At 67.3% G+C, this 24,113-nt stretch carries 31 protein-coding genes; 29 read left to right on the top strand and 2 right to left on the bottom strand.

Going from position 1 to position 24,113, the window contains the following annotated elements; translation table 11 throughout:
• From rpmC to glmM, 26 genes are all read left to right on the top strand, one after another.
• Positions 1-297, top strand: a complete 297-nt coding sequence (gene rpmC, locus J1M36_RS06915) for a 50S ribosomal protein L29 (protein WP_035959707.1) — start codon at positions 1-3, stop codon at positions 295-297.
• Complete coding sequence (rpsQ, locus tag J1M36_RS06910) at positions 294-581, top strand: 30S ribosomal protein S17 (protein WP_035959699.1); 288 nt, start codon at positions 294-296, stop codon at positions 579-581. The genes rpmC and rpsQ overlap by 4 nt, the downstream gene beginning before the upstream one ends.
• A 553-nt stretch (positions 582-1,134) precedes the next feature.
• A complete protein-coding gene (gene rplN, locus J1M36_RS06905; protein ID WP_035959693.1) occupies positions 1,135-1,503 on the top strand; it encodes a 50S ribosomal protein L14 in 369 nt (122 codons plus the stop codon).
• A 1-nt stretch (position 1,504) separates the two neighbouring features.
• Positions 1,505-1,843 (top strand): 50S ribosomal protein L24, encoded by a 339-nt coding sequence (rplX, locus tag J1M36_RS06900; protein WP_035959685.1) that lies wholly within the window; start codon positions 1,505-1,507, stop codon positions 1,841-1,843.
• Complete coding sequence (gene rplE, locus J1M36_RS06895; RefSeq protein ID WP_035959679.1) at positions 1,843-2,412, top strand: 50S ribosomal protein L5; 570 nt, start codon at positions 1,843-1,845, stop codon at positions 2,410-2,412. The genes rplX and rplE overlap by 1 nt, the downstream gene beginning before the upstream one ends.
• Before the next feature lie 74 nt (positions 2,413-2,486).
• On the top strand, positions 2,487-2,885 hold the full coding sequence (gene rpsH / locus J1M36_RS06890) for a 30S ribosomal protein S8 (protein ID WP_035959672.1): 399 nt from the start codon (positions 2,487-2,489) through the stop codon (positions 2,883-2,885).
• A gap of 31 nt (positions 2,886-2,916) precedes the next feature.
• Entirely contained in the window at positions 2,917-3,453 is a 537-nt protein-coding gene (rplF, locus tag J1M36_RS06885) for a 50S ribosomal protein L6 (RefSeq protein WP_064845209.1), read from the top strand.
• Positions 3,454-3,455: 2 nt separating this feature from the next.
• A complete protein-coding gene (rplR, locus tag J1M36_RS06880) occupies positions 3,456-3,827 on the top strand; it encodes a 50S ribosomal protein L18 (RefSeq protein ID WP_035959658.1) in 372 nt (123 codons plus the stop codon).
• Positions 3,824-4,552: a 30S ribosomal protein S5 gene (gene rpsE, locus J1M36_RS06875; RefSeq protein WP_064845208.1), complete on the top strand. Its 729-nt coding sequence runs from the start codon at positions 3,824-3,826 to the stop codon at positions 4,550-4,552. The genes rplR and rpsE overlap by 4 nt, the downstream gene beginning before the upstream one ends.
• Positions 4,552-4,758: a 50S ribosomal protein L30 gene (gene rpmD / locus J1M36_RS06870; protein ID WP_035959642.1), complete on the top strand. Its 207-nt coding sequence runs from the start codon at positions 4,552-4,554 to the stop codon at positions 4,756-4,758. Before rpsE ends, rpmD begins: the two co-directional genes overlap by 1 nt.
• A 2-nt stretch (positions 4,759-4,760) precedes the next feature.
• Positions 4,761-5,228, top strand: a complete 468-nt coding sequence (gene rplO, locus J1M36_RS06865) for a 50S ribosomal protein L15 (protein WP_064845207.1) — start codon at positions 4,761-4,763, stop codon at positions 5,226-5,228.
• A gap of 230 nt (positions 5,229-5,458) precedes the next feature.
• Complete coding sequence (secY, locus tag J1M36_RS06860) at positions 5,459-6,772, top strand: preprotein translocase subunit SecY (RefSeq protein WP_064847281.1); 1,314 nt, start codon at positions 5,459-5,461, stop codon at positions 6,770-6,772.
• A gap of 78 nt (positions 6,773-6,850) precedes the next feature.
• Complete coding sequence (locus J1M36_RS06855) at positions 6,851-7,417, top strand: adenylate kinase (protein WP_064847280.1); 567 nt, start codon at positions 6,851-6,853, stop codon at positions 7,415-7,417.
• A gap of 153 nt (positions 7,418-7,570) precedes the next feature.
• Positions 7,571-8,404 carry a type I methionyl aminopeptidase gene (map, locus tag J1M36_RS06850; protein ID WP_082943453.1) on the top strand — a complete coding sequence of 278 codons (834 nt, stop codon included), beginning with the start codon at positions 7,571-7,573 and terminating at the stop codon, positions 8,402-8,404.
• A 99-nt stretch (positions 8,405-8,503) separates the two neighbouring features.
• Complete coding sequence (gene rlmN / locus J1M36_RS06845; protein WP_064847279.1) at positions 8,504-9,652, top strand: 23S rRNA (adenine(2503)-C(2))-methyltransferase RlmN; 1,149 nt, start codon at positions 8,504-8,506, stop codon at positions 9,650-9,652.
• Between the two features lie 363 nt (positions 9,653-10,015).
• The gene (gene infA / locus J1M36_RS06840) at positions 10,016-10,237 is read left to right on the top strand and encodes a translation initiation factor IF-1 (protein ID WP_012397711.1); all 222 of its coding nucleotides are present in this window, start codon (positions 10,016-10,018) and stop codon (positions 10,235-10,237) included.
• 89 nt (positions 10,238-10,326) lie between these two features.
• A complete protein-coding gene (rpmJ, locus tag J1M36_RS06835) occupies positions 10,327-10,440 on the top strand; it encodes a 50S ribosomal protein L36 (RefSeq protein WP_012397712.1) in 114 nt (37 codons plus the stop codon).
• A gap of 157 nt (positions 10,441-10,597) precedes the next feature.
• On the top strand, positions 10,598-10,966 hold the full coding sequence (rpsM, locus tag J1M36_RS06830; RefSeq protein ID WP_035959599.1) for a 30S ribosomal protein S13: 369 nt from the start codon (positions 10,598-10,600) through the stop codon (positions 10,964-10,966).
• 59 nt (positions 10,967-11,025) lie between these two features.
• The gene (rpsK, locus tag J1M36_RS06825) at positions 11,026-11,430 is read left to right on the top strand and encodes a 30S ribosomal protein S11 (protein WP_012397714.1); all 405 of its coding nucleotides are present in this window, start codon (positions 11,026-11,028) and stop codon (positions 11,428-11,430) included.
• A 149-nt stretch (positions 11,431-11,579) separates the two neighbouring features.
• A complete protein-coding gene (locus J1M36_RS06820) occupies positions 11,580-12,599 on the top strand; it encodes a DNA-directed RNA polymerase subunit alpha (RefSeq protein WP_064847278.1) in 1,020 nt (339 codons plus the stop codon).
• Between the two features lie 71 nt (positions 12,600-12,670).
• Entirely contained in the window at positions 12,671-13,435 is a 765-nt protein-coding gene (gene rplQ, locus J1M36_RS06815; RefSeq protein WP_064847277.1) for a 50S ribosomal protein L17, read from the top strand.
• An 83-nt stretch (positions 13,436-13,518) separates the two neighbouring features.
• On the top strand, positions 13,519-14,499 hold the full coding sequence (locus tag J1M36_RS06810) for a tRNA pseudouridine(38-40) synthase TruA (protein ID WP_064847347.1): 981 nt from the start codon (positions 13,519-13,521) through the stop codon (positions 14,497-14,499).
• 237 nt (positions 14,500-14,736) lie between these two features.
• A complete protein-coding gene (gene rplM / locus J1M36_RS06805) occupies positions 14,737-15,180 on the top strand; it encodes a 50S ribosomal protein L13 (RefSeq protein ID WP_035959569.1) in 444 nt (147 codons plus the stop codon).
• Positions 15,181-15,212: 32 nt separating this feature from the next.
• Complete coding sequence (rpsI, locus tag J1M36_RS06800; protein WP_098054376.1) at positions 15,213-15,713, top strand: 30S ribosomal protein S9; 501 nt, start codon at positions 15,213-15,215, stop codon at positions 15,711-15,713.
• Positions 15,714-15,897: 184 nt separating this feature from the next.
• Positions 15,898-16,938, top strand: a complete 1,041-nt coding sequence (ppk2, locus tag J1M36_RS06795; RefSeq protein WP_064847345.1) for a polyphosphate kinase 2 — start codon at positions 15,898-15,900, stop codon at positions 16,936-16,938.
• 48 nt (positions 16,939-16,986) lie between these two features.
• A complete protein-coding gene (glmM, locus tag J1M36_RS06790) occupies positions 16,987-18,336 on the top strand; it encodes a phosphoglucosamine mutase (RefSeq protein WP_206478964.1) in 1,350 nt (449 codons plus the stop codon).
• Positions 18,337-18,422: 86 nt separating this feature from the next.
• On the opposite strand, the gene mscL is transcribed toward glmM, so the two are convergent.
• The gene (mscL, locus tag J1M36_RS06785) at positions 18,423-18,890 is read right to left on the bottom strand and encodes a large conductance mechanosensitive channel protein MscL (protein ID WP_064847343.1); all 468 of its coding nucleotides are present in this window, start codon (positions 18,888-18,890) and stop codon (positions 18,423-18,425) included.
• A 36-nt stretch (positions 18,891-18,926) separates the two neighbouring features.
• On the bottom strand, positions 18,927-19,883 hold the full coding sequence (gene coaA, locus J1M36_RS06780; protein WP_084117926.1) for a type I pantothenate kinase: 957 nt from the start codon (positions 19,881-19,883) through the stop codon (positions 18,927-18,929).
• 75 nt (positions 19,884-19,958) lie between these two features.
• Here coaA and glmS point away from each other — a divergent pair, with 75 nt between their 5' ends.
• The 3 genes from glmS to J1M36_RS06765 all read left to right on the top strand — a co-directional run bounded on the left by glmS (position 19,959) and on the right by J1M36_RS06765 (position 24,042).
• The gene (gene glmS / locus J1M36_RS06775; protein ID WP_098054372.1) at positions 19,959-21,842 is read left to right on the top strand and encodes a glutamine--fructose-6-phosphate transaminase (isomerizing); all 1,884 of its coding nucleotides are present in this window, start codon (positions 19,959-19,961) and stop codon (positions 21,840-21,842) included.
• Positions 21,843-21,992: 150 nt separating this feature from the next.
• The gene (locus tag J1M36_RS06770; protein WP_035959524.1) at positions 21,993-22,364 is read left to right on the top strand and encodes a holo-ACP synthase; all 372 of its coding nucleotides are present in this window, start codon (positions 21,993-21,995) and stop codon (positions 22,362-22,364) included.
• Positions 22,357-24,042, top strand: coding sequence for a bifunctional ADP-dependent NAD(P)H-hydrate dehydratase/NAD(P)H-hydrate epimerase (locus J1M36_RS06765; protein ID WP_206478963.1), 1,686 nt, complete (start codon positions 22,357-22,359; stop codon positions 24,040-24,042). The genes J1M36_RS06770 and J1M36_RS06765 overlap by 8 nt, the downstream gene beginning before the upstream one ends.
• Positions 24,043-24,113: the final 71 nt, after the last annotated feature.

Below are 24,113 nucleotides of genomic sequence, written 5' to 3'. Positions count from 1 at the left end.
ATGGCTATTGGATCCAAGGATCTGAACATGGAGAACCTCGCGGCTCTCGACACCGGTGCCCTCACCGACCAGCTGCGCAAGTCCAAGGAAGAGCTGTTCAACCTGCGCTTCCAGGCCGCGACCGGTCAGCTCGAGAGCAACGGGCGTCTCAAGTCCGTCAAACGCGACATTGCCCGGATCTACACCGTGCTGCGTGAGCGCGAGCTCGGGATCCGCGAGGACGTGGCGCCGGCTGCTGAGAAGACCGAGAAGAAGGCCTCGAAGAAGGCTGCCAAGTCTGAGGATGATGCCAAGTGAGCGAGCAGGTTAACAACGAATCGGCCGCGGCCGAGCGCGGTGACCGCAAGACCCGCCAGGGCTACGTGGTCTCCGACAAGATGGACAAGACCGTGGTCGTCCAGGTCGAGGACCGCGTCAAGCACGCCCTGTACGGCAAGGTGCTGCGCAAGTCCAAGCGTGTGAAGGCCCACGACGAGCAGAACACCTGCGGCGTCGGGGACCTCGTGCGCATCGCCGAGACCCGTCCGCTGTCCGCCACCAAGAACTGGCGGATCGTGGAGATCATCGAGAAGGCCAAGTAAGTCCTCCTCGACAGCGTCAAGGGCCCCCGACCGGTTGCGGTCGGGGGCCCTTGCGCGTGCACGACGGCGCTGCCCGGCGCCGTTCCCGCGTCCACCCGCGCCCCGGCCGCCGGCCTGTACATCGATTGGCGTTACCCGCCGGGGCGCGGTAGAGTAGATCAGTACGCGTGTCGACACACGTGTGCCCACTCTGACTTCGACCCTGCTGAGTCAGAATCCACGTCCGCCCCACGTGCGCTGTGCGCACCGTACCGGGACGGCGGCAAGCCCCACGGTGCGTCCGTGGGCGGCTCCGCGCGTTGCACGCCGCGGTTGCTGCCACAACTTGCTCGTTGATTCTGCATTCAGCCACGAATCCGAGCAGGGCAGCACGGCGAACCCGTTCGCCATCCATGTGTGAGCGATCATCGCGTACGAACTCCGCGCACGCCCCGGACCCCTCCTACGGTCACGGGGAACACCGTGGCGTGGAGCGTTCACACGACCACCGTTCCGCAAGGCTCGGCATTCAGCACCATCGGATGAGAACCAGCGCGACGACAGGAGTAAATCAGTGATTCAGCAGGAATCGCGGCTGAGGGTCGCCGACAACACGGGTGCGAAGGAAATTCTCACCATCCGTGTGCTCGGTGGATCCGGACGCCGTTACGCAGGCATTGGCGACATCATCGTCGCCACCGTCAAGGACGCCATCCCCGGCGGCAACGTCAAGAAGGGTGACGTCGTCAAGGCGGTTGTGGTCCGTACCAAGAAGCAGAGGCGCCGTCCCGACGGTTCCTACATCCGTTTCGACGAGAACGCCGCAGTGATCTTGAAGAACGACGGGGACCCCCGCGGCACGCGCATCTTCGGCCCCGTGGGCCGCGAGCTGCGCGACAAGAAGTTCATGAAGATCGTCTCGCTGGCCCCGGAGGTGCTCTGACATGGCGAAATTCAAGATCAAGACCGGCGACCTGGTTCAGGTCATCACCGGTAAGAACAAGGGCGAGCAGGGCAAGGTCCTGCGCGTGATCACCGAGACCTCCCGCGTGGTGGTCGAGGGCGTCAACGTCGTGACCAAGCACAAGCGCGCCAACGCCCAGGGCGAAGCCGGCGGCCTCGTCAAGTCCGAGGCTCCGATCCACATCTCCAACGTGATGCTCGTGGACCCGGAGACCGGCAAGCCGACCCGTGTGGGCTACCGCACCGAGACCGTGGAGCGCAACGGCAAGCAGAAGACCGTCCGCGTTCGCGTGTCCAAGAGCACCGGCAAGGATCTGTGATGAGCGAAACCACCGAAACCAAGTTCACCCCCCGGTTCAAGACCAAGTACCAGGAGACCGTCGTCCCGGCCCTGCAGGAGCAGTTCGGCTACGCGAACGTCATGCAGATGCCGCGCGTGGTCAAGGTCGTGGTCAACATGGGTCTGGGCGAGGCGGCCAAGGACTCCAAGCTGGTGGACAACGCCATCAAGGACCTCACCGCCATCACCGGTCAGAAGCCCGTGGTCAACCGGGCCAAGAAGTCCATTGCGCAGTTCAAGCTGCGTGAGGGAATGCCCATCGGCGCGCACGTCACCATGCGTGGCGAGCGGATGTGGGAATTCCTGGACCGTCTCGTCACGCTCGCGCTGCCGCGTATCCGTGACTTCCGTGGTCTGTCCGACCGTCACTTCGACGGCAACGGCAACTACACCTTCGGTCTGACGGAACAGTCCATGTTCCACGAGATCGATCAGGACAAGATCGATCGCGTGCGCGGTATGGACATCACCGTGGTCACCTCCGCCAAGACCGACGACGAGGGTCGCGCGCTGCTCAAGGCGCTCGGTTTCCCGTTCAAGACCAACTGATTCCATCGACGTCAGAAGGTCCCTGCGGGCTGCAACCGGCAGGGAAACCCTGACGAGGAAGGGCTGAAGCCCACATGACAATGACAGATCCCGTCGCAGACATGCTGACGCGGCTGCGCAACGCGAACTCGGCCTACCACGACACCGTGAGCATGCCGTACTCCAAGCTCAAGGCTCGGATCGCGGACATCCTCAAGGCCGAGGGCTACATCGCCGACTGGTCCGAAGAACCCGCCCGGGTGGGCAAGACCCTGACCCTGTCGCTGAAGTTCGGTTCCAACCGTGAGCGCTCGATCGCCGGTGTCCGCCGCATCTCCAAGCCGGGCCTGCGCGTGTACGCGAAGTCCACCGAGCTGCCCCGCGTGTTCGGCGGCCTCGGCATCGCGATCCTCTCCACGTCCTCCGGACTGCTGACCGACAAGCAGGCCGGCAAGAAGGGCGTGGGCGGGGAAGTCCTCGCGTACGTCTGGTAACCGGTAGCACAGAAGAAGAAAGGAAGAAGACATGTCACGTATTGGACGTCTCCCGATCTCTGTGCCCGCCGGTGTGGAGGTCTCCGTGGACGGTTCCGTGGTGCAGGTCAAGGGCCCCAAGGGCGAACTGACCCACACCGTGCCCGCGCCCATCACCGTGGTCGTCGAGGACGGCACCGTGCAGGTGTCCCGCCCCAACGACGAGCGCGAATCCCGTTCCTTGCACGGCCTCACGCGCACCCTGATCTCCAACATGATCCAGGGTGTCTCGCAGGGCTACGCCAAGCAGCTGGAGATCGTGGGCACGGGTTACCGTGTCCAGGCCAGGGGTGCCAACCTGGAGTTCGCTCTGGGTTACAGCCACCCGGTGCCCTTCAACGCTCCGGACGGCATCACGCTGTCCGTCGAGGGCGCCAACAAGGTCACCGTTTCCGGTATCGACAAGCAGCAGGTTGGCCAGGTCGCCGCGAAGATCCGCTCCCTGCGTCTGCCCGATCCCTACAAGGGCAAGGGCGTGCGCTACGCCGGCGAGCAGATCCGCCGCAAGGCCGGAAAGGCTGGTAAGTAATCATGGCTCTCGTAATCAAGGGAAAGTCGAAGGCTGCTCAGCGGGCACGGCGTCACCGCCGCGTGCGCAAGCACATCGCCGGAACCGCGCTGCGCCCCCGTCTGGTGGTCACGCGTTCCACCCGCCACATGGTCGCCCAGGTGATCGACGACGACAAGGGTTTCACCCTGGTCTCGGCGTCCACCATGGAAAGCGATCTGCGTGCGTCGTCCGACGACAAGACCGCCAAGGCCAAGCGCATCGGTGAGCTGATCGCCGAGCGTGCCAAGGCTGCGGGGATCGAGACCGTCGTGTTCGACCGCGGCGGCAACAAGTACCACGGCCGCGTGGCCGCGGTGGCCGAGGGTGCCCGTGAAGGAGGTCTGGCGCTGTGAGCGAGCAGAAGAACGAGAAGGAAACTCAGGTGAGCGAAGCCACCAACGGTTCCAACACGACGACCGAGGCGAACACCTCGGAGCGCCAGGGGACCGACGAGAACCGCGGTGGCCGCGGCGGTCGTAACGACCGTGGCGGTCGCAACGAGCGCGGTGGCCGCAACGACCGTGGTGGTCGTGGGGGCCGCGGCGGGCGCGACGACGACAAGGACAAGTTCCTCGAGCGCGTCGTGACCATCAACCGTGTGTCCAAGGTCGTCAAGGGTGGTCGTCGCTTCAGCTTCACCGCTCTCGTGGTCGTCGGTGACGGCAACGGCATGGTCGGCGTGGGCTACGGCAAGGCCAAGGAAGTTCCCGCCGCGATCTCCAAGGGCGTGGAGGAGGCCAAGAAGAACTTCTTCCGGGTCCCCCGCGTGGAGAACCGCACCATCCCGCACCGTGTGCAGGGTGAGGCCGCGGCTGGCGTCGTCATGCTGCGCCCGGCGACCCCGGGTACCGGTGTGATCGCCGGTGGTCCGGTGCGTGCGGTGCTCGAGTGCGCCGGTATCCACGACGTGCTGTCCAAGTCCCTGGGCTCGTCCAACCAGATCAACATCGTGCACGCGACCATCCAGGCGCTGCGTGAGCTCGAGGAGCCCGCCTCCGTGGCGGCCCGCCGTGGCCTGCCCATGGACGAGGTCGTTCCCGCGCCGTTGCTGCGTGACATCCAGAAGGCAGGTGCCTGATGAACGGAAAGCGCATTCAGGCCACCGGCGCGTCCCTGCGCGTGAAGCAGGTCCGCTCCGTGGTCGGTCAGAAGCAGAACATGCGCGACACGCTGCGTTCGCTCGGTCTCAAGCGTCCGGGCCAGGTCGTGGAGCGCAAGGCCGATGCCGCCACCGTGGGCATGATCAACACGGTGTCGCATCTCGTAGAGGTTGAGGAGGCCTGAGCATGGCTGAAAACACCGAGAGCAAGCGCCACGCTCTGAAGGTCCACCACCTGCGTCCCGCCCCCGGCTCGCACCAGGCCAAGACGCGTCTTGGCCGTGGCGAGGCCTCGAAGGGTAAGACCGCGGGCCGTGGTACCAAGGGCACCAAGGCGCGTTACCAGGTCAAGGCCGGTTTCGCGGGCGGTCAGCTGCCGCTGCACATGCGCCTGCCCAAGCTGCGCGGGTTCAAGAACCCGTTCCGCGTGGAGTACCAGGTCGTGAACTTGGACCGCCTGGGCGAGCTGTTCCCCGAGGGTGGCACGGTCACCGTCGCGGACCTGGTCGCCAAGGGTGCGGTGCGCAAGAACCAGCCCGTGAAGGTGCTCGGTAGCGGGGAGATCTCCGTGGCACTGAACATCACCGCGGACAAGTTCTCCGCGTCCGCGTCGGAGAAGATCGCCGCGGCTGGTGGGTCCACGCAGAACGCATGAACCGATCCCAGTGTTCGGTTGTAGGGTGAATCCCTGAACTGGAACGGGCCCCGCGCCGGATTGCCGGCGCGGGGCCCGTTGCGTTACCCCCACGACGACGCCCGGACCGCGTCGCCCGAATCGCTTTACCAGGATGTCGCAAGACCGACCGCCGGGGTCGCGGCGGATCCTTCGCTAGACTTGCCCGGGGTCGGAACCCACCGGGCCACCACGTTTTTGGAGGAGGACCTGTGCTCAGTGCTTTCGCACGGGCGTTTACCACGCCGGAGCTGCGCAACAAGCTGCTGTTCACACTGGGGATCATTGTGATCTACCGGTTGGGGACGTTCATCCCCGCACCGGGTGTGGACTACGGCAACGTGCAGCAGTGTCTCGCCCTGGGCAACACCACGGGTGGCGCGTACGACCTGGTCAACCTGTTCAGCGGTGGGGCCCTGTTGCAGCTGTCCATCTTCGCGCTGGGCGTGATGCCCTACATCACCGCGAGCATCATCGTGCAGTTGCTGCGCGTGGTGATCCCGCGGTTCCAGGAACTGCACGAGGAGGGTGCGCAGGGGCAGACCAAGCTCACGCAGTACACCCGCTACCTCACGATCGGGCTGGCCGCGTTGAACGCGACCACCGTGATCTCCCTGGCGCGTTCGGGCAACCTGCTCGGCAACTGCCCCCTGCCCGTCATTCCGGACGACTCCCTCTTGGTGCTCGTGATCATGATCCTCACGATGACCGCGGGCACCACCGTGATCATGTGGCTCGGTGAGCGCATCACGGACCGCGGCGTGGGTAACGGCATGTCCCTGCTGATCTTCACCTCCATTGCGGCCACGTTCCCGTCCGCGCTCGGTGACATCCTGCGCACCCGCGGTTGGGGCCTGTTCCTGGGCGTGTGTGCCGTGGGACTGGTGGTCATCACATGCGTGGTGTTCGTGGAGCAGTCGCAGCGCCGGATCCCGGTGCAGTACGCCAAGCGCATGGTGGGCCGCCGCACCATCGGCGGGACCAGCACCTACATCCCGCTCAAGGTCAACATGGCCGGCGTGATCCCCATCATCTTCGCGTCCTCCATGCTCATGCTGCCCACGATGATCGCGCAGTTCGCGATGCCCGACGACGGCAGCCCCGTTCCGGGGTGGGTCAACTGGGTCAACACGTACCTGGCTCGCGGTGACCACCCGATCTATATGACGGTCTACTTCCTGCTGATCGTGGCCTTCACGTACTTCTACGTGTCCATCACGTTCAACCCCGAAGAGGTCTCCGACAACATGAAGCGCTACGGCGGCTTCATCCCGGGGATCCGCGCGGGCCGTCCCACCGAGAACTACCTGCGCTACGTGCTCTCCCGGATTACGCTGCCCGGTGCGCTGTACCTGGGCATCGTGTCCATGATCCCGCTCGTGGCGCTCGTGCTCTTCGACGCGAACCAGAACTTCCCCTTCGGCGGCCCGTCGCTGCTGATCATGGTGGGCGTGGGTCTGGACACCGTCAAGCAGATCGACGCCCAGTTGCAACAGCGCCACTACGAGGGTCTGCTGCGCACCTGAGCCCGTGCACGGCCACGGCAGGCTGGTCCACCGCCCGGTAGAGTGGGGGAGAACCTGACGTTGACGCAAGGAGAGAACATGACCCGCATGTTGATCATTGGACCGCCGGGCGCGGGCAAGGGCACCCAGGCCGCGCGGATCTGCGAGCGACTAGGCGTTCCCGCCATCTCGACCGGTGACATCTTTCGCGCCAACATCAAGGAACAGACCGAACTCGGCAAGGAAGCCCAGCGCTACACGGACGCCGGGAACCTGGTCCCGGATTCCGTGACCAACAACATGGTGCGTGACCGGTTGTCGCACGACGACGTCCGCGACGGCTTCCTGCTGGACGGGTACCCGCGCACCGTGGCCCAGGTCCGTGAACTGGACCGGATCCTCGAGGCCAACGGGGTCTCCCTGGACGTGGTGCTGCTGCTTACCGCGGACAACGAGGAACTCGTCTCCCGGTTGTTGGGCCGCGCCCAGGACCAGGGCCGCACGGACGACACCGAGGACGTCATCCGGCACCGTCTGGACGTCTACGACGAGCAGACCGCACCGGTCGTGGAGCTGTACGAGGACCGGGGCATCGTCACGCGCGTGGACGGACTCGGCGGCATCGACGAGGTCACCGAGCGCATCCTGGCGGCATTGCCCGCCTGAGCCGCAATCCACACGAACGGCGCCGCTCGGCCGCGGCCGGGGGCGCGCCGTCGAACACCAGAACCATCACGAGCCCCCAGACCGGCGCGAAGAGTCGGTCTGGGGGCTCGCCCGTCAGACGAACATCAACCATCAGGGGAGGTCCCGAGCACCGTGTTCGGACGCCGCAAGATCCAATTGAAGTCGGACGCCGAGTTGGCGGCCATGTCCCGGGCGGGCGTGGTCACGTCACTCGCGCTCGACGCCGCGGTCGCGGCCGCCGTCCCCGGGGCCACCACCGCGGACCTCGACCGTGCATTCCGCGAGGTCCTGGACGAGTACGACGCGCAGTCCAACTTCCTGGGCTACTACGGCTACCCGGCCACGGTGTGCACCTCCGTCAACGACGAGGTCGTGCACGGAATCCCCGGGCAGCGCGTCTTGGCGGACGGTGACATCGTATCGATCGACGGCGGTGCGATCGTGGCCGGTTGGCACGGGGACTCCGCGCGCACCGTGCTCGTGGGGACCACCCACGACCCCGCCGACCAGGAACTGTCGGACGTCACGCGTGCGGCCATGTGGCGCGGCATCGCCGCGATGGCCACCGGTACCCACGTGGGGGACATCGGCCGCGCGGTCGAGGACCACGTGCGGGACACCGTGGGCGGGCGTCTCGGGATCCTCGAGGACTACGTGGGCCACGGCATCGGCACCGAGATGCACATGGCCCCGGACGTCCCCAACTACGCGGTCAGCAATCGCGGGCCCAAACTCGTCACGGGCATGGCGCTGGCCATCGAACCGATGCTCGTGCGCGGCGGGATCGAGACCCGCGTGCTCGAGGACGAATGGACGGTCGTGACCACCGACGGCTCGCGCGCGAGCCAGTGGGAGCACACCGTGTGCCGCCACAGCCAGGGCGTGTGGGTGCTCACCGCGGAGGACGGTGGCCGCTCCGAACTCGAACCCTTGGGGGTCCGCCCGGTCCCGATCCCCGCCGCCTGACGGCCTGCCGCCGCAGGTCCGATCGTCACAGCTCGTCCCGCAACGTCCACCCGACCCCTGACACCACAGAACCACCCCGAGAACAGGGAGAGGATTCCCATGACGGCACAACCCGTTGAGATCACCCCGAAACCCAAGACCGGCCAGCTCGTGTTCAAGCCCGCGCGGCGCGGCAAGCCCCCGCTGCACCTCGCGGACTTCGACATGGCCGGGCGCAAGCAGTTCCTACAGGACGCGGGCTACCCCGCGTTCCGGGCGTCGCAGCTGTCCAAGCACTACTTCGAGCGCTTCGAGGCGGACCCCGCGGCCATGACGGATCTGCCCGCCGCCCAGCGGGACGAGCTCGCGGCCAAGGCCCTGCCGCCGCTGTTGACCACCGTGCGGCAATTGCGCGCGGACCAGGGGATGACCGTCAAGTCCGTCCACCGGTTGTTCGACGGCGCTATGGTCGAGTCGGTACTCATGCGCTACGACAAGCGCGTGACCATGTGCATTTCGTCCCAGGCGGGGTGCGGGATGAACTGCCCGTTCTGTGCGACCGGCCAGTCCGGCCTCACACGCAACCTCTCCGCTGCCGAGATCGCCGATCAAGTGGTCCAGGGTGTGCGGGCGCTGCGCGACGGCGTGGTGGGGGACCCGGAGGACGTGCCCCAGCGGGTGTCCAACATCGTGTTCATGGGCATGGGGGAGGCCCTGGCCAACTACAAGGCCACCATGGGCGCCGTACATCGGATCATCGACCCCTCCCCGGAAGGACTCGGGATCTCCGCGCGCGGGCTCACCATGTCCACCGTGGGTCTGGTTCCCGGGATCCGCAAGTTCACCCTCGAGAAGCTGCCCATCACGCTGGCGCTGTCCCTGCACGCCCCGGACGACGAACTGCGCGACGAACTGATCCCCATCAACACCCGCTGGAAGGTGGACGAGGCGCTCGACGCCGCGCGCGACTACTACGACGCCACCGGCCGGCGCGTGTCGATCGAGTACGCGCTGATCCGTGACATCAACGACCAGGGCTGGCGGGCGGACCTGCTGGGGGAGAAGCTCAACAAGCGTGGTGCCGGGTGGGTACACGTGAACCCCATCCCGCTCAACCCCACCCCCGGCTCCAAGTGGACGGCCTCGCGCCGTGGCGTGGAGCAGAACTTCGTGGAGCGCTTGCGCGCCCACGGCATCCCCACCACGGTGCGGGACACTCGCGGTTCCGACATCGACGGCGCGTGCGGCCAGTTGGCCACGGACGTCTGAGCCGGCGCGGGGTCACCCGCGTCGTGAGGGGTGGGCCCAGCGAACGGGCGGCCCGGTGTCGGCCGACGGGACCAGGCTCACGGACTAGCGGGACCACACTCACGGAAGAGCACGACGGCGGTGCGGGGGGCTGACGGCGGGGCAGCGCGGCGGCGCCGTGGCGCTGCCCTCCAGCTTGCGAAGACGGGCGAAACAGCGTAGTGTCGTGCGTTGGTTGTTTGTGCTCGCAGACCGAGCCGCGCCCACCCATCCCATGACCCCCACTGCGAATCGTAGTGCGGGGTTGTTCGTCTGGGGGGACTACCGGTCCGGGCACCGCCGTCCGGTAGGACAACCGGACCCCTCGAGAAGTTAGCGGAGGATATGGCCAAGAAAGACGGAGTCATCGAGATCGAAGGCACTGTGGTCGAGGCACTGCCCAATGCGTCGTTCCGTGTTGAGCTGACCAACGGTCACAAGGTGCTCGCCCACATCTCTGGCAAGATGCGCCAGCACTACATCCGGATCCTCCCTGAGGACCGCGTCGTGGTGGAGCTCAGCCCCTATGACCTTTCCCGAGGCCGGATCGTCTACCGCTACAAGTAAGACCCAGAACCACCGTGCACGGCCGGTACCCCCGGCCCGGGCGCGGTGTCTCCGGTGCACACGCCATTACTAGTACGCGAAGGAATGCGATGAAGGTCCAACCGAGCGTCAAGCAGATCTGCGACAAGTGCAAGGTGATTCGCCGTAACGGGCGGGTCATGGTGATCTGCGAGAACCCCCGGCACAAGCAGCGCCAGGGCTGACGGGAACGCCCCCACGCAAGTGGATTGACAGAACGGGCACTGCAGCCGGCACCCACGGGTGCGGCAACCCCCGGCACGGAGGCCGGAGACCGGATGTGACGAAACATCCGGGACGCAGTGTTCAAGACCTCCGGACAGTACAAGGAGAACCGCCGATATGGCTCGTCTCGCAGGCGTCGACCTCCCCCGCGAAAAGCGGCTGGAAATCGCGCTGACCTACATCTACGGCGTGGGACGCACGCGCGCTCTCGCAACCCTGGATGCCACCGGCATCTCGGGCGACGTGCGCGTCAAGGATCTCACCGACGCCCAGCTCGTGGAGCTGCGCGACTACATCGAAGGCAACTACAAGGTCGAAGGCGATCTGCGCCGCGAGGTTGCCGCCGACATCCGCCGCAAGGTCGAGATCGGCAGCTACCAGGGACTGCGTCACCGCCGTGGCCTCCCGGTCCACGGCCAGCGCACGAAGACCAACGCTCGCACCCGCAAGGGTCCCAAGCGCACGGTCGCCGGCAAGAAGAAGTAATCGTGGTCGCCACCGCCGCCGGTGGCTGATCTACGTCGAAGATCTTTGTAGGAGAATTCATGGCTCAGAAGACTCGCGCGACGGCTGCTCGCAAGCCGCGTCGCAAGGTTAACAAGAACGTGACGCAGGGCCAGGCCCACATCAAGTCCACGTTCAACAACACCATCGTTTCCATCACCGACCCCTCGGGTGCGGTCCTGTCGTGGGCCTCGGCCGGCGGCATGGGCTTCAAGGGTTCGCGGAAGTCCACCCCGTTCGCCGCGCAGCAGGCCGCCGAGGCCGCTGCCAAGGGCGCGCAGGAGCACGGCATGCGCAAGGTGGACGTGTTCGTCAAGGGCCCCGGTTCGGGCCGCGAGACCGCGATCCGCGCACTGCAGGCCACCGGGTTGGAGGTCGGGTCCATCCAGGACGTCACCCCGTCCGCGCACAACGGCTGCCGGCCCCCCAAGCGCCGCCGCGTCTGACACGTCCCGCGTGGTCGCCCGTGCCCCCTGGGTGCGGGTGACCACGCTTCGACGCGGTGTTTCACGCCTGCTCACCGCGGCACCCACCCATTTTGTTTTCCACCACCTGCGTGCGTCATATGGCGGAGGCACGCTGAAAGGAAACATCAGTGCTCATCGCACAGCGCCCCACCCTCACGGAAGAGGCTGTGGCCGAGAACCGTTCCCGGTTCGTGATCGAACCGCTGGAACCGGGTTTCGGTTACACCCTCGGTAACTCCCTGCGCCGTACGCTCCTGTCCTCCATCCCCGGGGCCTCCGTGACCAGCATCCGCATCGACGGTGTGCTGCACGAGTTCTCCACCGTGGAGGGTGTCAAAGAGGACGTCACCGAGCTCATCCTCAACATCAAGAAACTCTCCCTGTCCTCCGAGGAGGACGAGCCCGTCACCGCGTGGCTGCGCAAGCAGGGTCCGGGCGAGGTCACCGCGGCGGACATCTCCGCCCCGGCCGGTGTCGAGGTCCACAACCCCGATCTGCATATCGCGACCTTGAACTCCAAGGGCCAGCTCGAGATCGAGCTGACCATCGAGCGCGGGCGCGGTTACGTATCGGCGTCGCAGAACAAGTCGGGTGACGCGGAAGTCGGTCGGATCCCCGTGGATTCCATCTACTCCCCCGTCCTGAAGGTGACCTTCCGCGTGGAGGCCACCCGTGTGGAACAGCGCACCGACTTCGACAAGCTCATCCTGGACGTCGAGACCAAGGAAGCCATCTCCCCGCGTGACGCGGTGGCTTCGGCGGGCACCACGCTGGTCGAGCTGTTCGGCCTGGCGCGCGAGCTGAACTCGGCTGCCGAGGGCATCGAGATCGGGCCTTCGCCCACGGACGCCGCGGCTGCCGCGGACATGGCGCTGCCCATCGAGGACCTCGAGCTGTCCGTGCGTTCGTACAACTGCCTCAAGCGCGAGGGCATCCACAGCGTGGGTGAACTCGTGGGCCGCTCCGAAGCGGACCTCATGGACATCCGCAACTTCGGTGCCAAGTCCATCGATGAAGTCAAGGAGAAGCTCGGTGAGCTCGGTCTGGCCCTGAAGGATTCCCCTCCGGGTTACGACCTCGCCGCCCACGCGGCGTCGCTCGAGGACGAGGACGAGAACAACAACCCGTTCGACGTCGATCTCGACTGACGCCCACACCACTTTCCGTGCCCCGCGGCCGCTGAGCGGACCGCACGGGCCCGATCATCAGGAGACCTACTATGCCTACCCCTACCAAGGGACCCCGTCTCGGCGCCGGGCCGACCCACCAGCGCATGATCCTCTCGAACCTGTCGCAGCAGCTGTTCGAGCACAAGCGCATCACCACCACCGTGACCAAGGCCAAGCGCCTGCGTCCCGTGGCCGAGCGCCTGATCACGTTCGCCAAGCGCGGTGACCTCGCGGCCCGCCGTCGCGTCATGCGTCAGCTGACCGACAAGTCCGTGGTGCACGAGCTGTTCACCAGCATCGCGCCCGCCATGGAAGGCCGCGACGGCGGGTACACCCGCATCACCAAGATCGGCAACCGCAAGGGCGACAACGCCCCCATGGCCGTGATCGAGCTCGTCATGGAGCCCGTGGCCAAGCGGGAGACCGTGGCCGAGGCCGAGCGCGCCACGACCAAGGCCGCCGCCGAGCCCGCCGCTCCCGTGGACACCCCCGCCGGTTCTACCGCCGAGGACGTCAAGAAGAACGAGATCCCCGCCGAAGAGCAGGCTCCGGCCATTGGCTCCGAGGAGGCCGCCGAGGTCGCCGAGGAGAACCAGGACGCCGAGTTCGCCGGTTCCCATGCGCCGCTCGAGTCCGGCGAGGCCCCCGAGGGCTTCACCGTCAAGGGCAACCGCAACTCCATGAAGTACCACGTGCCCGGTTCGCGCTGGTACTCCGGCACGACCGCCGAGATCTGGTTCGACTCCCCGGCCAATGCCGAGGCAGCCGGCTTCCAGCCCGCCGGCGGTGCCGCCGCCCAGAAGATCTCCGAGTGATCGGGACTTCTGAGTAGCACGACCGTCACGACGCCGCCGCAGGTTCCTGCGGCGGCGTCGTCGTCCTCGGGAGGAACGCACAGATGACGGGGGAGACCCTCAGACTGCGGGTGGAACTGGGCTACGACGGCGCCCCGTTCAAGGGCTGGGCCCGGCAACCCGGGCTGCCGAGCGTGCAGGGCGCGCTCGAGGACGCGCTCGAGCTGATCTTCCGCGCGCCGTGCGCCACGGTCGTGGCCGGGCGCACGGACACGGGTGTGCATGCGCGTCGGCAGACCGTCCACGTGGACGTTCCCGCGCCGTTGTGGGCCCGGTTCGCGTGCTCGCGTCCCCGCGGGCCCCTGGCAAGTGATGCCGACACCGGCGATCTCAGCGCAGGCGGTCCCGCCGACGTGCAGGACGTCGCGGCCCGCGATGCCGCCGCCGCGGGGCTCACGCGCAAGCTCAACGGCGCCCTCAACCGGGTCCTGGGTAAGGACCGTGCGGCCCACGGCTGGGACCCCGCCGTGGGTGCGATCGTGGTGCGCGACGTCGCCGTGGCCCCCGAGGGCTTCGACGCCCGGTTCTCCGCGCTCTCCCGCGGCTACACGTACCGCGTGGCGGACGCCGTGACCGGCCACGACCCCCTGACGCGCACGTTCTCGTGGTGGGTCCCCTGGCACCTCGACGTGCCCGCGATGGACCGGGCCGTGCGCGAACTGCTGGGGCTGCACGACTTCCTGAGCTTCTGCAAACCCCGCGAGGGCGCCACCACGATCCGCGACCTGCAGCGCGCGGGCGTGCACCGCGACGAGAGCGGCATGATCATAATCGCCCTGCAGGCGGATGCCTTCTGCCACCACATGGTGCGCTGCATTGTGGGCGCGGTGGTCCGCGTGGGGGAGGGGCGGTACGACGCCGCGTGGCCGGGTCAGCGGCTGCGCGCCCGGGTCCGGGACGCGAACGTCCTCATGGCACCCGCGCACGGTCTCGTCCTTGATGCCGTGCGCTATCCCGACCAGTCCCAGCTCGCCGAACGCGCCCGGCTCACGCGCGCTCGGCGCCCCGCCCAACACGACGAATAGCGCCCCACGACTGGCGGGGCGGGCGGTGATCCGGTAATATGGAATGCTGTTGTGCGTGTTCTGCCCCGGTTCACGTGTACCCGCATCGGTCGCTCATGTTGCAGAGCGCAGGGCCGTGCGGTGCACCGGGTTGTGGACGCACGGATGCCGCCCGGATCTCACCCGGGCCCCGAAGCACAGCGGAACCATCGGACACGAGCATTCGTGTCATCAGCAGACAAACGAAGGCAGATCAACGTGCGTACGTACACTCCGAAGCCCGGTGACGTCCAGCGTCAGTGGCACGTCATCGACGCCACCGACGTCGTCCTGGGTCGTCTTGCCAGCCAGACCGCAACACTGCTGCGCGGGAAGCACAAGCCGACCTTCGCTCCCCACGTGGACACCGGCGATTTCGTCATCATCATCAACGCGGAAAAGGTCGCCCTCACGGGTGCCAAGCTCGAGAAGAAGCGCGCCTACCGTCACTCCGGCTACCCGGGTGGGCTCAAGTCCACCAGCTACGCCGAGTTGCTCGAGAAGAACCCCACGCGCGCCGTGGAGAAGGCCGTCAAGGGCATGCTGCCCAAGAACAAGCTGGCCGCTCAGCAACTGTCCAAGCTGAAGGTCTACGCCGGTGCGGAGCACCCGCACCAGGCTCAGCAGCCCAAGCCCTACGAATTCACCCAGGTCGCCCAGTAATTCGGGCCAACGAATAACACATAAGGAGAATCGTGGCTCAGAACACTGAAGAGCAGATCACCGAGGACGTGGAGCTGACCAGCTACACCTCCGAGTCCACCGAGCCCGTCGCTGGTGCCGCACTGTCCGACCGCCCCGCCCTGACCGTCTCCGGCCAGGCCGTGGGCCGCCGCAAGCAGGCCATCGCCCGCGTGCGCGTGGTCCCCGGTTCCGGGCAGTGGACCGTCAACGGTCGCAGCCTCGAGGAGTACTTCCCCAACAAGCTGCACCAGCAGGAGGTCAACGACCCCTTCCGCCTGCTCGAACTGCAGGGCGCGTACGACGTCATCGCCCGCATCAGCGGCGGCGGCCCCTCCGGCCAGGCCGGTGCGCTGCGCCTCGGCGTGGCCCGCGCGCTCAACGAGATCGACGCCGAGCACAACCGCCCCGCCCTCAAGAAGGCCGGCTTCCTGACTCGTGACGCCCGCGTCATCGAGCGCAAGAAGGCAGGCCTCAAGAAGGCCCGCAAGGCTCCCCAGTACTCCAAGCGCTAAAACGAGGCAGCCCAAGCCTCGGCCGGGCGTTTTCGTGCAGGGTCCCGTTCCTCGGTTTCGGCCGGGGAACGGGACCCTGTTTCGTTGCCCGGGCGTTGCCATGCGGCCACCTGCCGCGGTGACGGACGTAACATGAAGGTGTGGAGCGAGGTCGCTCCCGCCGTACCGTCGAGAGAGGGCCCGTATGAGCAAGCAGTCGGAGCAGAAGTCGGGGAACGCCGTCGTCGAGGAGCAGCAGGCCGAGACGGAACAGCGCACAGAGCAGCGGGTGGCGGTGGACGAGGCCCTCAAGAAGGAACAGCACCGGGTCTCCGTGGTGGAGGACTACGCGGCCGAACTCGACGAGATCGCGGAGCTCGGGAAGAAACTCAGCGACGCGAGCGGGGCGGAACCGTCCACCGCGTGGAAACTGGGCTACCCGTACGACGAGAAGCTGCCTCGCAAGGACTACGAGCGCACCAAGCGGGCCCTGCAGATCGAACTGCTCAAGCTGCAGTTGTGGATCAAGGAGACCGGCCAGAAGCTGCTCATCATCTTCGAGGGCCGGGACGCCGCGGGCAAGGGCGGGGCGATCAAGCGGTTCACGGAGCACCTGAACCCCCGTGGTGCGCGGGTCGTGGCGCTCGAGAAGCCCACGGACATCGAGCAGACGCAATGGTACTTCCAGCGCTACGTCAAGCACCTGCCGTCCGGTGGGGAGATCGTGCTGATGGACCGCTCGTGGTACAACCGGGCGGGTGTGGAACGGGTCATGGGCTACTGCACGTCCCAGCAGTACTACGAGTTCATGCGTCAGGCGCCGGAGTTCGAACGGATGCTCGTGAACTCGGACACGCACCTGATCAAGTTCTGGTTCTCCGTGACGCGCGCGGAGCAGCTCGCGCGGTTCCAGTCCCGCCGGACGGACCCGGTGCGGCAGTGGAAGCTCTCGCCCACGGACGTGGCATCCCTGGACAAGTGGGACGACTACACGGAGGCCAAGGAGGCCATGTTCTTCTACACGGACACGGGGGACGCCCCGTGGACCGTGATCAAGTCCAATGACAAGAAACGCGCGCGGCTCGAGGCCATGCGCTACGTCCTCACGCAGTTCGACTACCCCAACAAGGACCACTCCGTGGTGGGCACGCCGGACACCAAAATCGTGGGTGGGGCGGCGGATCTCACGGAGGACAGCAACGAGAACCCGGACGGTTTCCCGGTGGTCCGGCCTGGGAAGGGCTGAGTCGAATGCGCAGGGTTTGCGCGGGCGTTGGTCGTAAGATGACTCTCGATGTCTAGAATCTTTGGAACGGACGGCGTTCGCGGTCTCGCGAACGGCCTCCTCACAGCAGAACTTGCCATGGAACTGTCCCAGGCGGCGGCGATCGTCCTGGGCCACGGCCACGCGGAGGCCGGGAAGCGACCCACCGCCGTCGTGGCACGGGACGGGCGCGCGAGCGGGGAGTTCCTCGGCGCGGCCGTGATCGCGGGTCTCGCGAGCTCCGGCGTGGACGTCTACGACGCCGGGATGCTGCCCACGCCGGCAGCCGCCTACCTGGTGGGGGACATCGACGCCGATTTCGGCGTGATGATCTCCGCGTCCCACAACCCCGCGCCGGACAACGGCATTAAGTTCCTGGCGCACGGGGGCAAGAAACTGCCGGACGCGATCGAGGACACTATCCAGGAGGTCTACGAGGCCAAGGATTTCCGCCGCCCCACGGGTGCGGGAGTGGGCCGCGTGACCCGCTTGTCGGACGCCGAGGACCGCTACATCCTGCACCTGGTCGGTGCCATCCCGCACCGTTTGGACGGGCTGTCGATCGTGCTCGACTGCGCGAACGGCGCGGCGTCCGGCGCCTCACCGGACGCGTTCCGCGGTGCCGGTGCCAAGGTGCACGTGATCGGTGCGGAACCGGACGGGCTGAACATCAACGACGGCGTGGGCTCCACCCACCTGGGTCCGCTCAAGCAGGCCGTGCGTGAGCTGGGCGCGGATCTGGGCATCGCACACGACGGCGACGCAGATCGCTGCCTGGCCGTGGACCACACCGGCACGGAGGTGGACGGCGACCAGATCATGTGCATCCTTGCCATGGCCATGAAGGACGCGGGCAGGCTCAACCAGAACACGCTCGTGGCCACGGTCATGAGCAACCTGGGTCTGCAACTGGCACTGGACGAGGCCGGGATCCAGCTCGTGCGCGCCTCCGTGGGGGACCGCTACGTCCTGGAATCCATGGTGGCCAACGGCTACAACCTGGGTGGCGAACAGTCGGGGCACGTGATCATGGCGGATTACGCGACCACCGGTGACGGTCTGCTCACGGGTCTGATGCTCGCCTCACGGGTGGCTCAGACGGGCATGCCGTTGCAAGAGCTCGCCAAGTCCATGACGCGCATGCCCCAGGTGATGATCAACGTCAAGGGCGTGGACAAGGCGGCGGCCAAAACGAGCGAACCGGTGCTCGACGCCGTCGCCCGCACGGAGGAGCGGCTCGGCAGCGAGGGCCGGGTGCTGTTACGCCCCTCCGGCACCGAACCCGTGGTACGGGTCATGGTGGAGGCGGCTTCGCAGGACATCGCCCAGCTCGAGGCGGAAGAGCTCGTGTCCGTGGTGGAACAGCACCTCAGCCTGTAGCGTCACCGAACGGACCAACGGCGAGGCCCCGCACCGGAAGTGGTGCGGGGCCTCGCCGTTTCCTGACGTCGAAGGGGTGGTGGGGGTCAGCGGATCGTTCCTCCGGTGGTACCGGGCTGTCCCGAGAGGCCGGTCTGCGTGCCGTCCGTGCGCAGCGCGTCGGCGTTGTGCCCGGTGAGCGCGTCGCGGATCTCGGTGAGCAGCACGGTGTTGGGATCGGCCGGCTCCTCGGTGGGCTCGATGCCCAGCCGGCGGTTGCGGCGTTCGATCATCTTGTTCATGGGCAGCACGATGCAGAAGTACACGGCGGCGGCGATGAGCAGGAAGTTCACGATCGCGGTCAGCAGCACACCGAACTTGACCTGGTTGCCGTTGAACGTGACGGCGGCGAAATTGTCGAAGTTGGGCGAACCGACGAGTCCCGAGATGGCGGGCATGAGGACGTTCTCGACGAGAGCATTGACGATCTTGGAGAAGGCGGCGCCGATGATCACGGCAACGGCCAGATCCATCACGTTTCCCTTCATGATGAATTCTTTGAAACCACTGAGCATGGCGCTCATCGTACAGTGAAAACGGGCCTGAAAATATCAGTTCTTTCGCAGCAGCACCCTGCGGATCTTGTGATCGTGGTCTTTGGAGAGGATCAGCCGGGCGCGGCCGCGTGTGGGGCGCACGTTCTGCTCCAGGTTAGGTTCGTTGATCCGCCGCCAGATGTCCGTGGCCACGTCCTGTGCCTGCTCGTCCGTGAGGTCCGCGTAGCGGTGGAAGTAGGACTCGGGGTCCGAGAACGCGGAGGAGCGCAGGGCCTGGAAGCGCTCCACGTACCAGCGTTCGATGTCCTGGGTGCGGGCGTCCACATAGATGCTGAAGTCGAAGAAATCGCTCAGCGCGAGCGCGGTGCGTTTGCCGCTCTCCAGCTTCGCGGGCGCGAGCACGTTCAGGCCTTCCACGATCACGACGTCGGGGCGGGTCACTACCACTTCCTCGTCCGGGAGGATGTCGTAGGTGACGTGGGAGTACTTGGGGGCACGCACCTCGGGTGCGCCGGACTTGATCTCGGAGACGAAGCGCAGCAGCCCGCGCCGGTCGTAGGACTCGGGGAAGCCTTTGCGGTCCATGAGTCCACGCCGTCGTAGTTCGGCGTTGGGGTAGAGGAAACCGTCTGTGGTCACGAGCTGCACGTTCGGGGTGGACGGCCAGCGGGCCAGCATCTCGCGCAGCAAGCGGGCCGTGGTGGACTTACCCGCCGCCACGGACCCGGCGATCCCGATCACGAACGGGGTGCGCGCGTGATGCTCGCCCAGGAACGAGTTGGTGGCGGCATTGAGCTGCGTGGAGGACATGTCGTACAGCGTGAGCAACCGCGAAAGGGGCAGATAGACCTCGCGGACCTCGTCCACGTCCAACCGGTCACCGAGACCGCGCAGGTTCTCGATCTCCTGCGCGGTGAGCGGGACGTCGATCTCGTGCGAAAGCCTGGACCAGGTCTGACGATCCAACTCCACGAAAGGGGAGACGCGGTGGGTTATGGGCTGTGTGCTCATGCTCGGACCAGTGTAGGCCCGGGCCCCCTCCCGCAAGGCATTAGGGCGCGTAGCGTTTCCGGTACAGTATTTTTCATGTGTGGAATTGTGGGATATGTGGGCTCGAACCGTGCTGACGGGCGACAGCACGGTGCGCTCGAGGTGATCCTCGAGGGGCTTCGTCGACTGGAATACCGCGGGTACGATTCCGCGGGCGTCGCAGTGATCGCCGACGGTGCGGTGGAGTACCGCAAGAAGGCCGGGAAGCTGAGCAACCTGATCGGTGAGCTCGAAGCGCACCCCCTGCCGGAATCGAACATCGGGATCGGCCACACCCGCTGGGCCACCCACGGAGGCCCCTCCGACGTCAACGCGCACCCCCACGTGGTCGACGGCGGCAAGCTGGCCATGATCCACAACGGGATCATCGAGAACTTCAGCGAGATCAAGCGCGAACTCAGCGCCCAGGGCGAGAGTTTCACGTCCGAGACGGACACCGAGGTCGCCGCGGTGCTGCTGGCCCGCACGTACAACGCGCAGGGCGCGGACGAGAAGGACCTCACCGTGGCCATGCAGGACACGTGTCGCCGCCTCGAGGGCGCGTTCACGCTGCTGGCCGTGCACGCGGACCACCCGGACCGCGTGGTCGCTGCGCGCCGCAACTCGCCGCTCGTGATCGGGCTGGGCGACGGCGAGAACTTCCTGGGCTCGGACGTCTCCGGTTTCATCGACTACACCAAGCGGGCCGTGGAGATGGGCCAGGACCAGATCGTGACCATCACCGCGGACGACTACACGATCGTGGACTTCCACGGCAACGCCGCCGAGGGCAAGCCCTTCGACATCGAGTGGGACGCCGCCGCCGCGGAGAAGGACGGCTACCCGTCCTTCATGGAGAAGGAGATCCACGACCAGCCCGCCGCCGTGGGCGACACCCTGCTGGGCCGCCTGGACGAGAACGGCCGGCTCACGCTGGACGAGATCAAGATCGACGAGACCGTGCTGCGCTCGATCGACAAGATCGTGGTGATCGCATGCGGTACCGCAGCATACGCCGGGCAGGTCGCGCGCTACGCGATCGAGCACTGGTGCCGGATCCCCACCGAGGTGGAGCTCGCGCACGAGTTCCGCTACCGCGATCCGATCGTGAACGAGAAGACCCTGGTGGTCGCGGTCTCCCAGTCCGGCGAGACCATGGACACCCTCATGGCCGTGCGTCACGCGCAGGAACAGGGCGCCAAGGTCGTGGCGATCTGCAACACGAACGGTTCCACAATCCCGCGCGAGGCGGACGCCGTGCTCTACACGCACGCGGGTCCCGAGATCGCGGTGGCCTCCACCAAGGCGTTCCTCGCCCAGATCACCGCGGCGTACCTGCTGGGCCTGTACCTGGCCCAGTTGCGCGGCAACAAGTTCAAGGACGAGATCTCCACCATGTTGGCCGAGCTTGAGGCCATGCCCGCCAAGATCCAGCGCGTGCTGGACGAGGTGGAGCCGCAGGTCAAGGAACTCGCGACCGGGATGAAGGACGCCGGATCCGTGCTGTTCCTGGGTCGTCACGTGGGCTTCCCCGTGGCCATGGAGGGCGCCCTGAAGCTCAAGGAGATCGCGTACATCCACGCGGAGGGCTTCGCCGCCGGTGAGCTAAAGCACGGGCCGATCGCGCTGATCGACCAGGGCCAGCCCGTGTTCGTGATCGTCCCCTCGCCCAATGGCCGGGACTCGCTGCACGCCAAGGTGGTCTCCAACATCCAGGAGATCCGCGCTCGTGGTGCCGAGACCATCGTGATCGCTGAGGAGGGCGACGACGCTGTGCGCGAGTTCGCCAACCACGTCTTCTACGTCCCCGAGGCGCCCACGCTGCTGCAGCCGTTGCTGGCCACGGTGCCGCTGCAGATCTTCGCGTGCGAACTCGCCGGGGCCAAGGGCTACGACGTGGACCAGCCGCGCAACCTGGCCAAGTCCGTGACCGTGGAGTAATCATCCGGTTCGTCCATCCGACGGCGGGTGACGCTTCCCACGGGAGCGTCACCCGCCGTCGTCGTACCCGGGCATGCCGCGACGCCCATGGGGCCCGGGCCGTGCCGCGGCGCCCGTGAGGGGGCCGGGCGGCGCCGGTAGGCTGGCGACATGATTGTGGGCACCGGCGTGGACATCGTGGACATCGCGCGTTTCGAACGACAGCTGGAGCGCACGCCGCGATTGCGGGAACGCCTGTTCGTTCCGCACGAACGGGAACTGCACCCGCGCTCGCTGGCCGCGCGCTTCGCGGTCAAGGAGGCCGCGGCCAAGGCGCTGCTGGCCCCGCCGGGGATGATCTGGCAGGACTGCTGGATCAGCAACGACGCCCACGGCGCTCCCCGTCTGCACACCGCGGGCACCGTGGCCGAGCAGGCGCGGCGCAGGGGCGTGGAAACATGGCACGTAACGATCTCCCACGACGGCGGCATGGCCGTGGCGTTCGTCGTGGCCGAGGGACAGGGAGGACACCGCGATGATTGAGGCGTACTCGGGCGAGAGCATCCGCGCCGCGGAACAGCCGCTGCTGGACGAGGGCTACGGGGACGTGCTGATGCGTCGTGCGGCCCTGGGACTGGCCCGCGGCTGCGAAGCGCAGTTGCGCCTGACCAACCGGAGAGGGTTGTTGGGTGGCACCACGGCGGTGCTGCTCGTGGGCTCGGGCAACAACGGCGGGGACGGACTGTGGGCGGGCGCATTCCTGCGCCGCAGCGGCGTGAAGGTCGTGGCCATCCTGACCGGCACGCGCGTGCACGAACAGGGCCTGCGGGCGCTGCTCGCTCGCGGCGGCACCGCGCTGCGGCTCACCGACCAGGACGGCGAGGAGCGCGAACCCTCGGACGCCGTGGCCGCCGCGCACCCGGTGGAGGTGTCCCGCGCGGTCTCCCTCATGGCCGACGCCCACCTGATCGTGGACGCCGTGCTCGGCACCGGTGCGCAGGGCGGGCTGCGGGGTACGGCCGCTGAGCTCGTGCGGGCGTTCACCGAACGGCAGCGGGATCCCGCCGCCGCGCGTGAACGGCGCTTCCCACGGATCGTGGCGTGCGACCTCGTCTCCGGCGTCAGCGCGGACACCGGCGAGGCTCCCGAGCCGGTCCTGCATGCCCACGCGACCATCACGTTCGGCGGGGCCAAGACGGGCCACGTGGTGTCCCCGGGGGAGCAGGCCACGGGGGCGCTCACGGTGGTGCCCATCGGGATCGAGGACCGGCTGAGCGACCCCGCCGTGCACCGGCTCGAACCGCGTGACGTGCTCGCCGCGTGGCCGCGTCCCGGCGCGACCGACACTAAGTACACCCGAGGTGTACTGGGCGTCGTGGCCGGCGCGTCGAGCTATCCGGGCGCGGCGATCATGTGCACCCAGGCGGCGGTCAACGCTGGCGCGGGGATGGTCCGCTTCCTGGGGGATTCGACCACGCGCGGCATGGTGCTCGCGCGCAGTCCGGAGGTCGTGTGCTCGGACGACCAGCCGTGGGACGTCCACGTCCAGGCGTGGCTCGCGGGCCCCGGCGTGGTGGGGGACGAGTCCCAGGCCGCGCGCGTGCAGGCAATCATCGAGGCCCAGGAGCCGGCTGTGCTGGACGCAGGTGCGCTCGACGCCGCCGCGCGATCCGTGGTCGACGCCGCTCTGGGCCCCCATAAGATCCTCACGCCCCACGCGGGGGAGCTGTCCCAGGTCTTCGAGTGGCTCCACGGTTTCGGGGTGTGCGATTCCACGGTGGAGCGCTCCGAGATCGAGGCCAACCCCGTGCACTGGGCCGGTGAAGCCGCGCGCCTCACGGGCGCCACGGTGTTGCTCAAGGGCGCGTCGACCGTGATCGCGTCCCCCGTGGGACGGAACGGGGACGCATGCGAGGACGGGAACGCTTCCGGGCGCGACGAATGCCTGTGCCTGAGCATCGGCCACGCGAGCCCCTGGCTGGCCACGGCGGGTTCGGGGGACACCCTCGCCGGAATCCTGGGCACGGTCGTGGCCCACGTGGCCGAGCACCCGGACGCGCTCGCGGTCCTGGGCGACTGGGCCCGCGGGGACGGTCGCTGGGCGGCCGCCGCGGCCCTCGGGGCCGGTCTGCACGCGGTGGCCTCACGGGCAAATGGGGAGGGCCCCGTCCCGCCGTCGGTGCTCGCGGAGAACGTGCGCGCGGTGCTGACCCGTCCGTGAGCCGCGACCCGAACGACTATTGTTAGTGACTGGCTGTGAGCGGGGATCCGCTCACAGCCCCACGACACGCT

Source organism: Kocuria sp. KRD140 (genome assembly GCF_017168375.1).
GTDB classification, from domain to species: domain Bacteria; phylum Actinomycetota; class Actinomycetes; order Actinomycetales; family Micrococcaceae; genus Kocuria; species Kocuria marina.
Note: the sequence above shows the minus strand (reverse complement) of the source record. Positions and strands in the feature narration are given on the sequence as shown.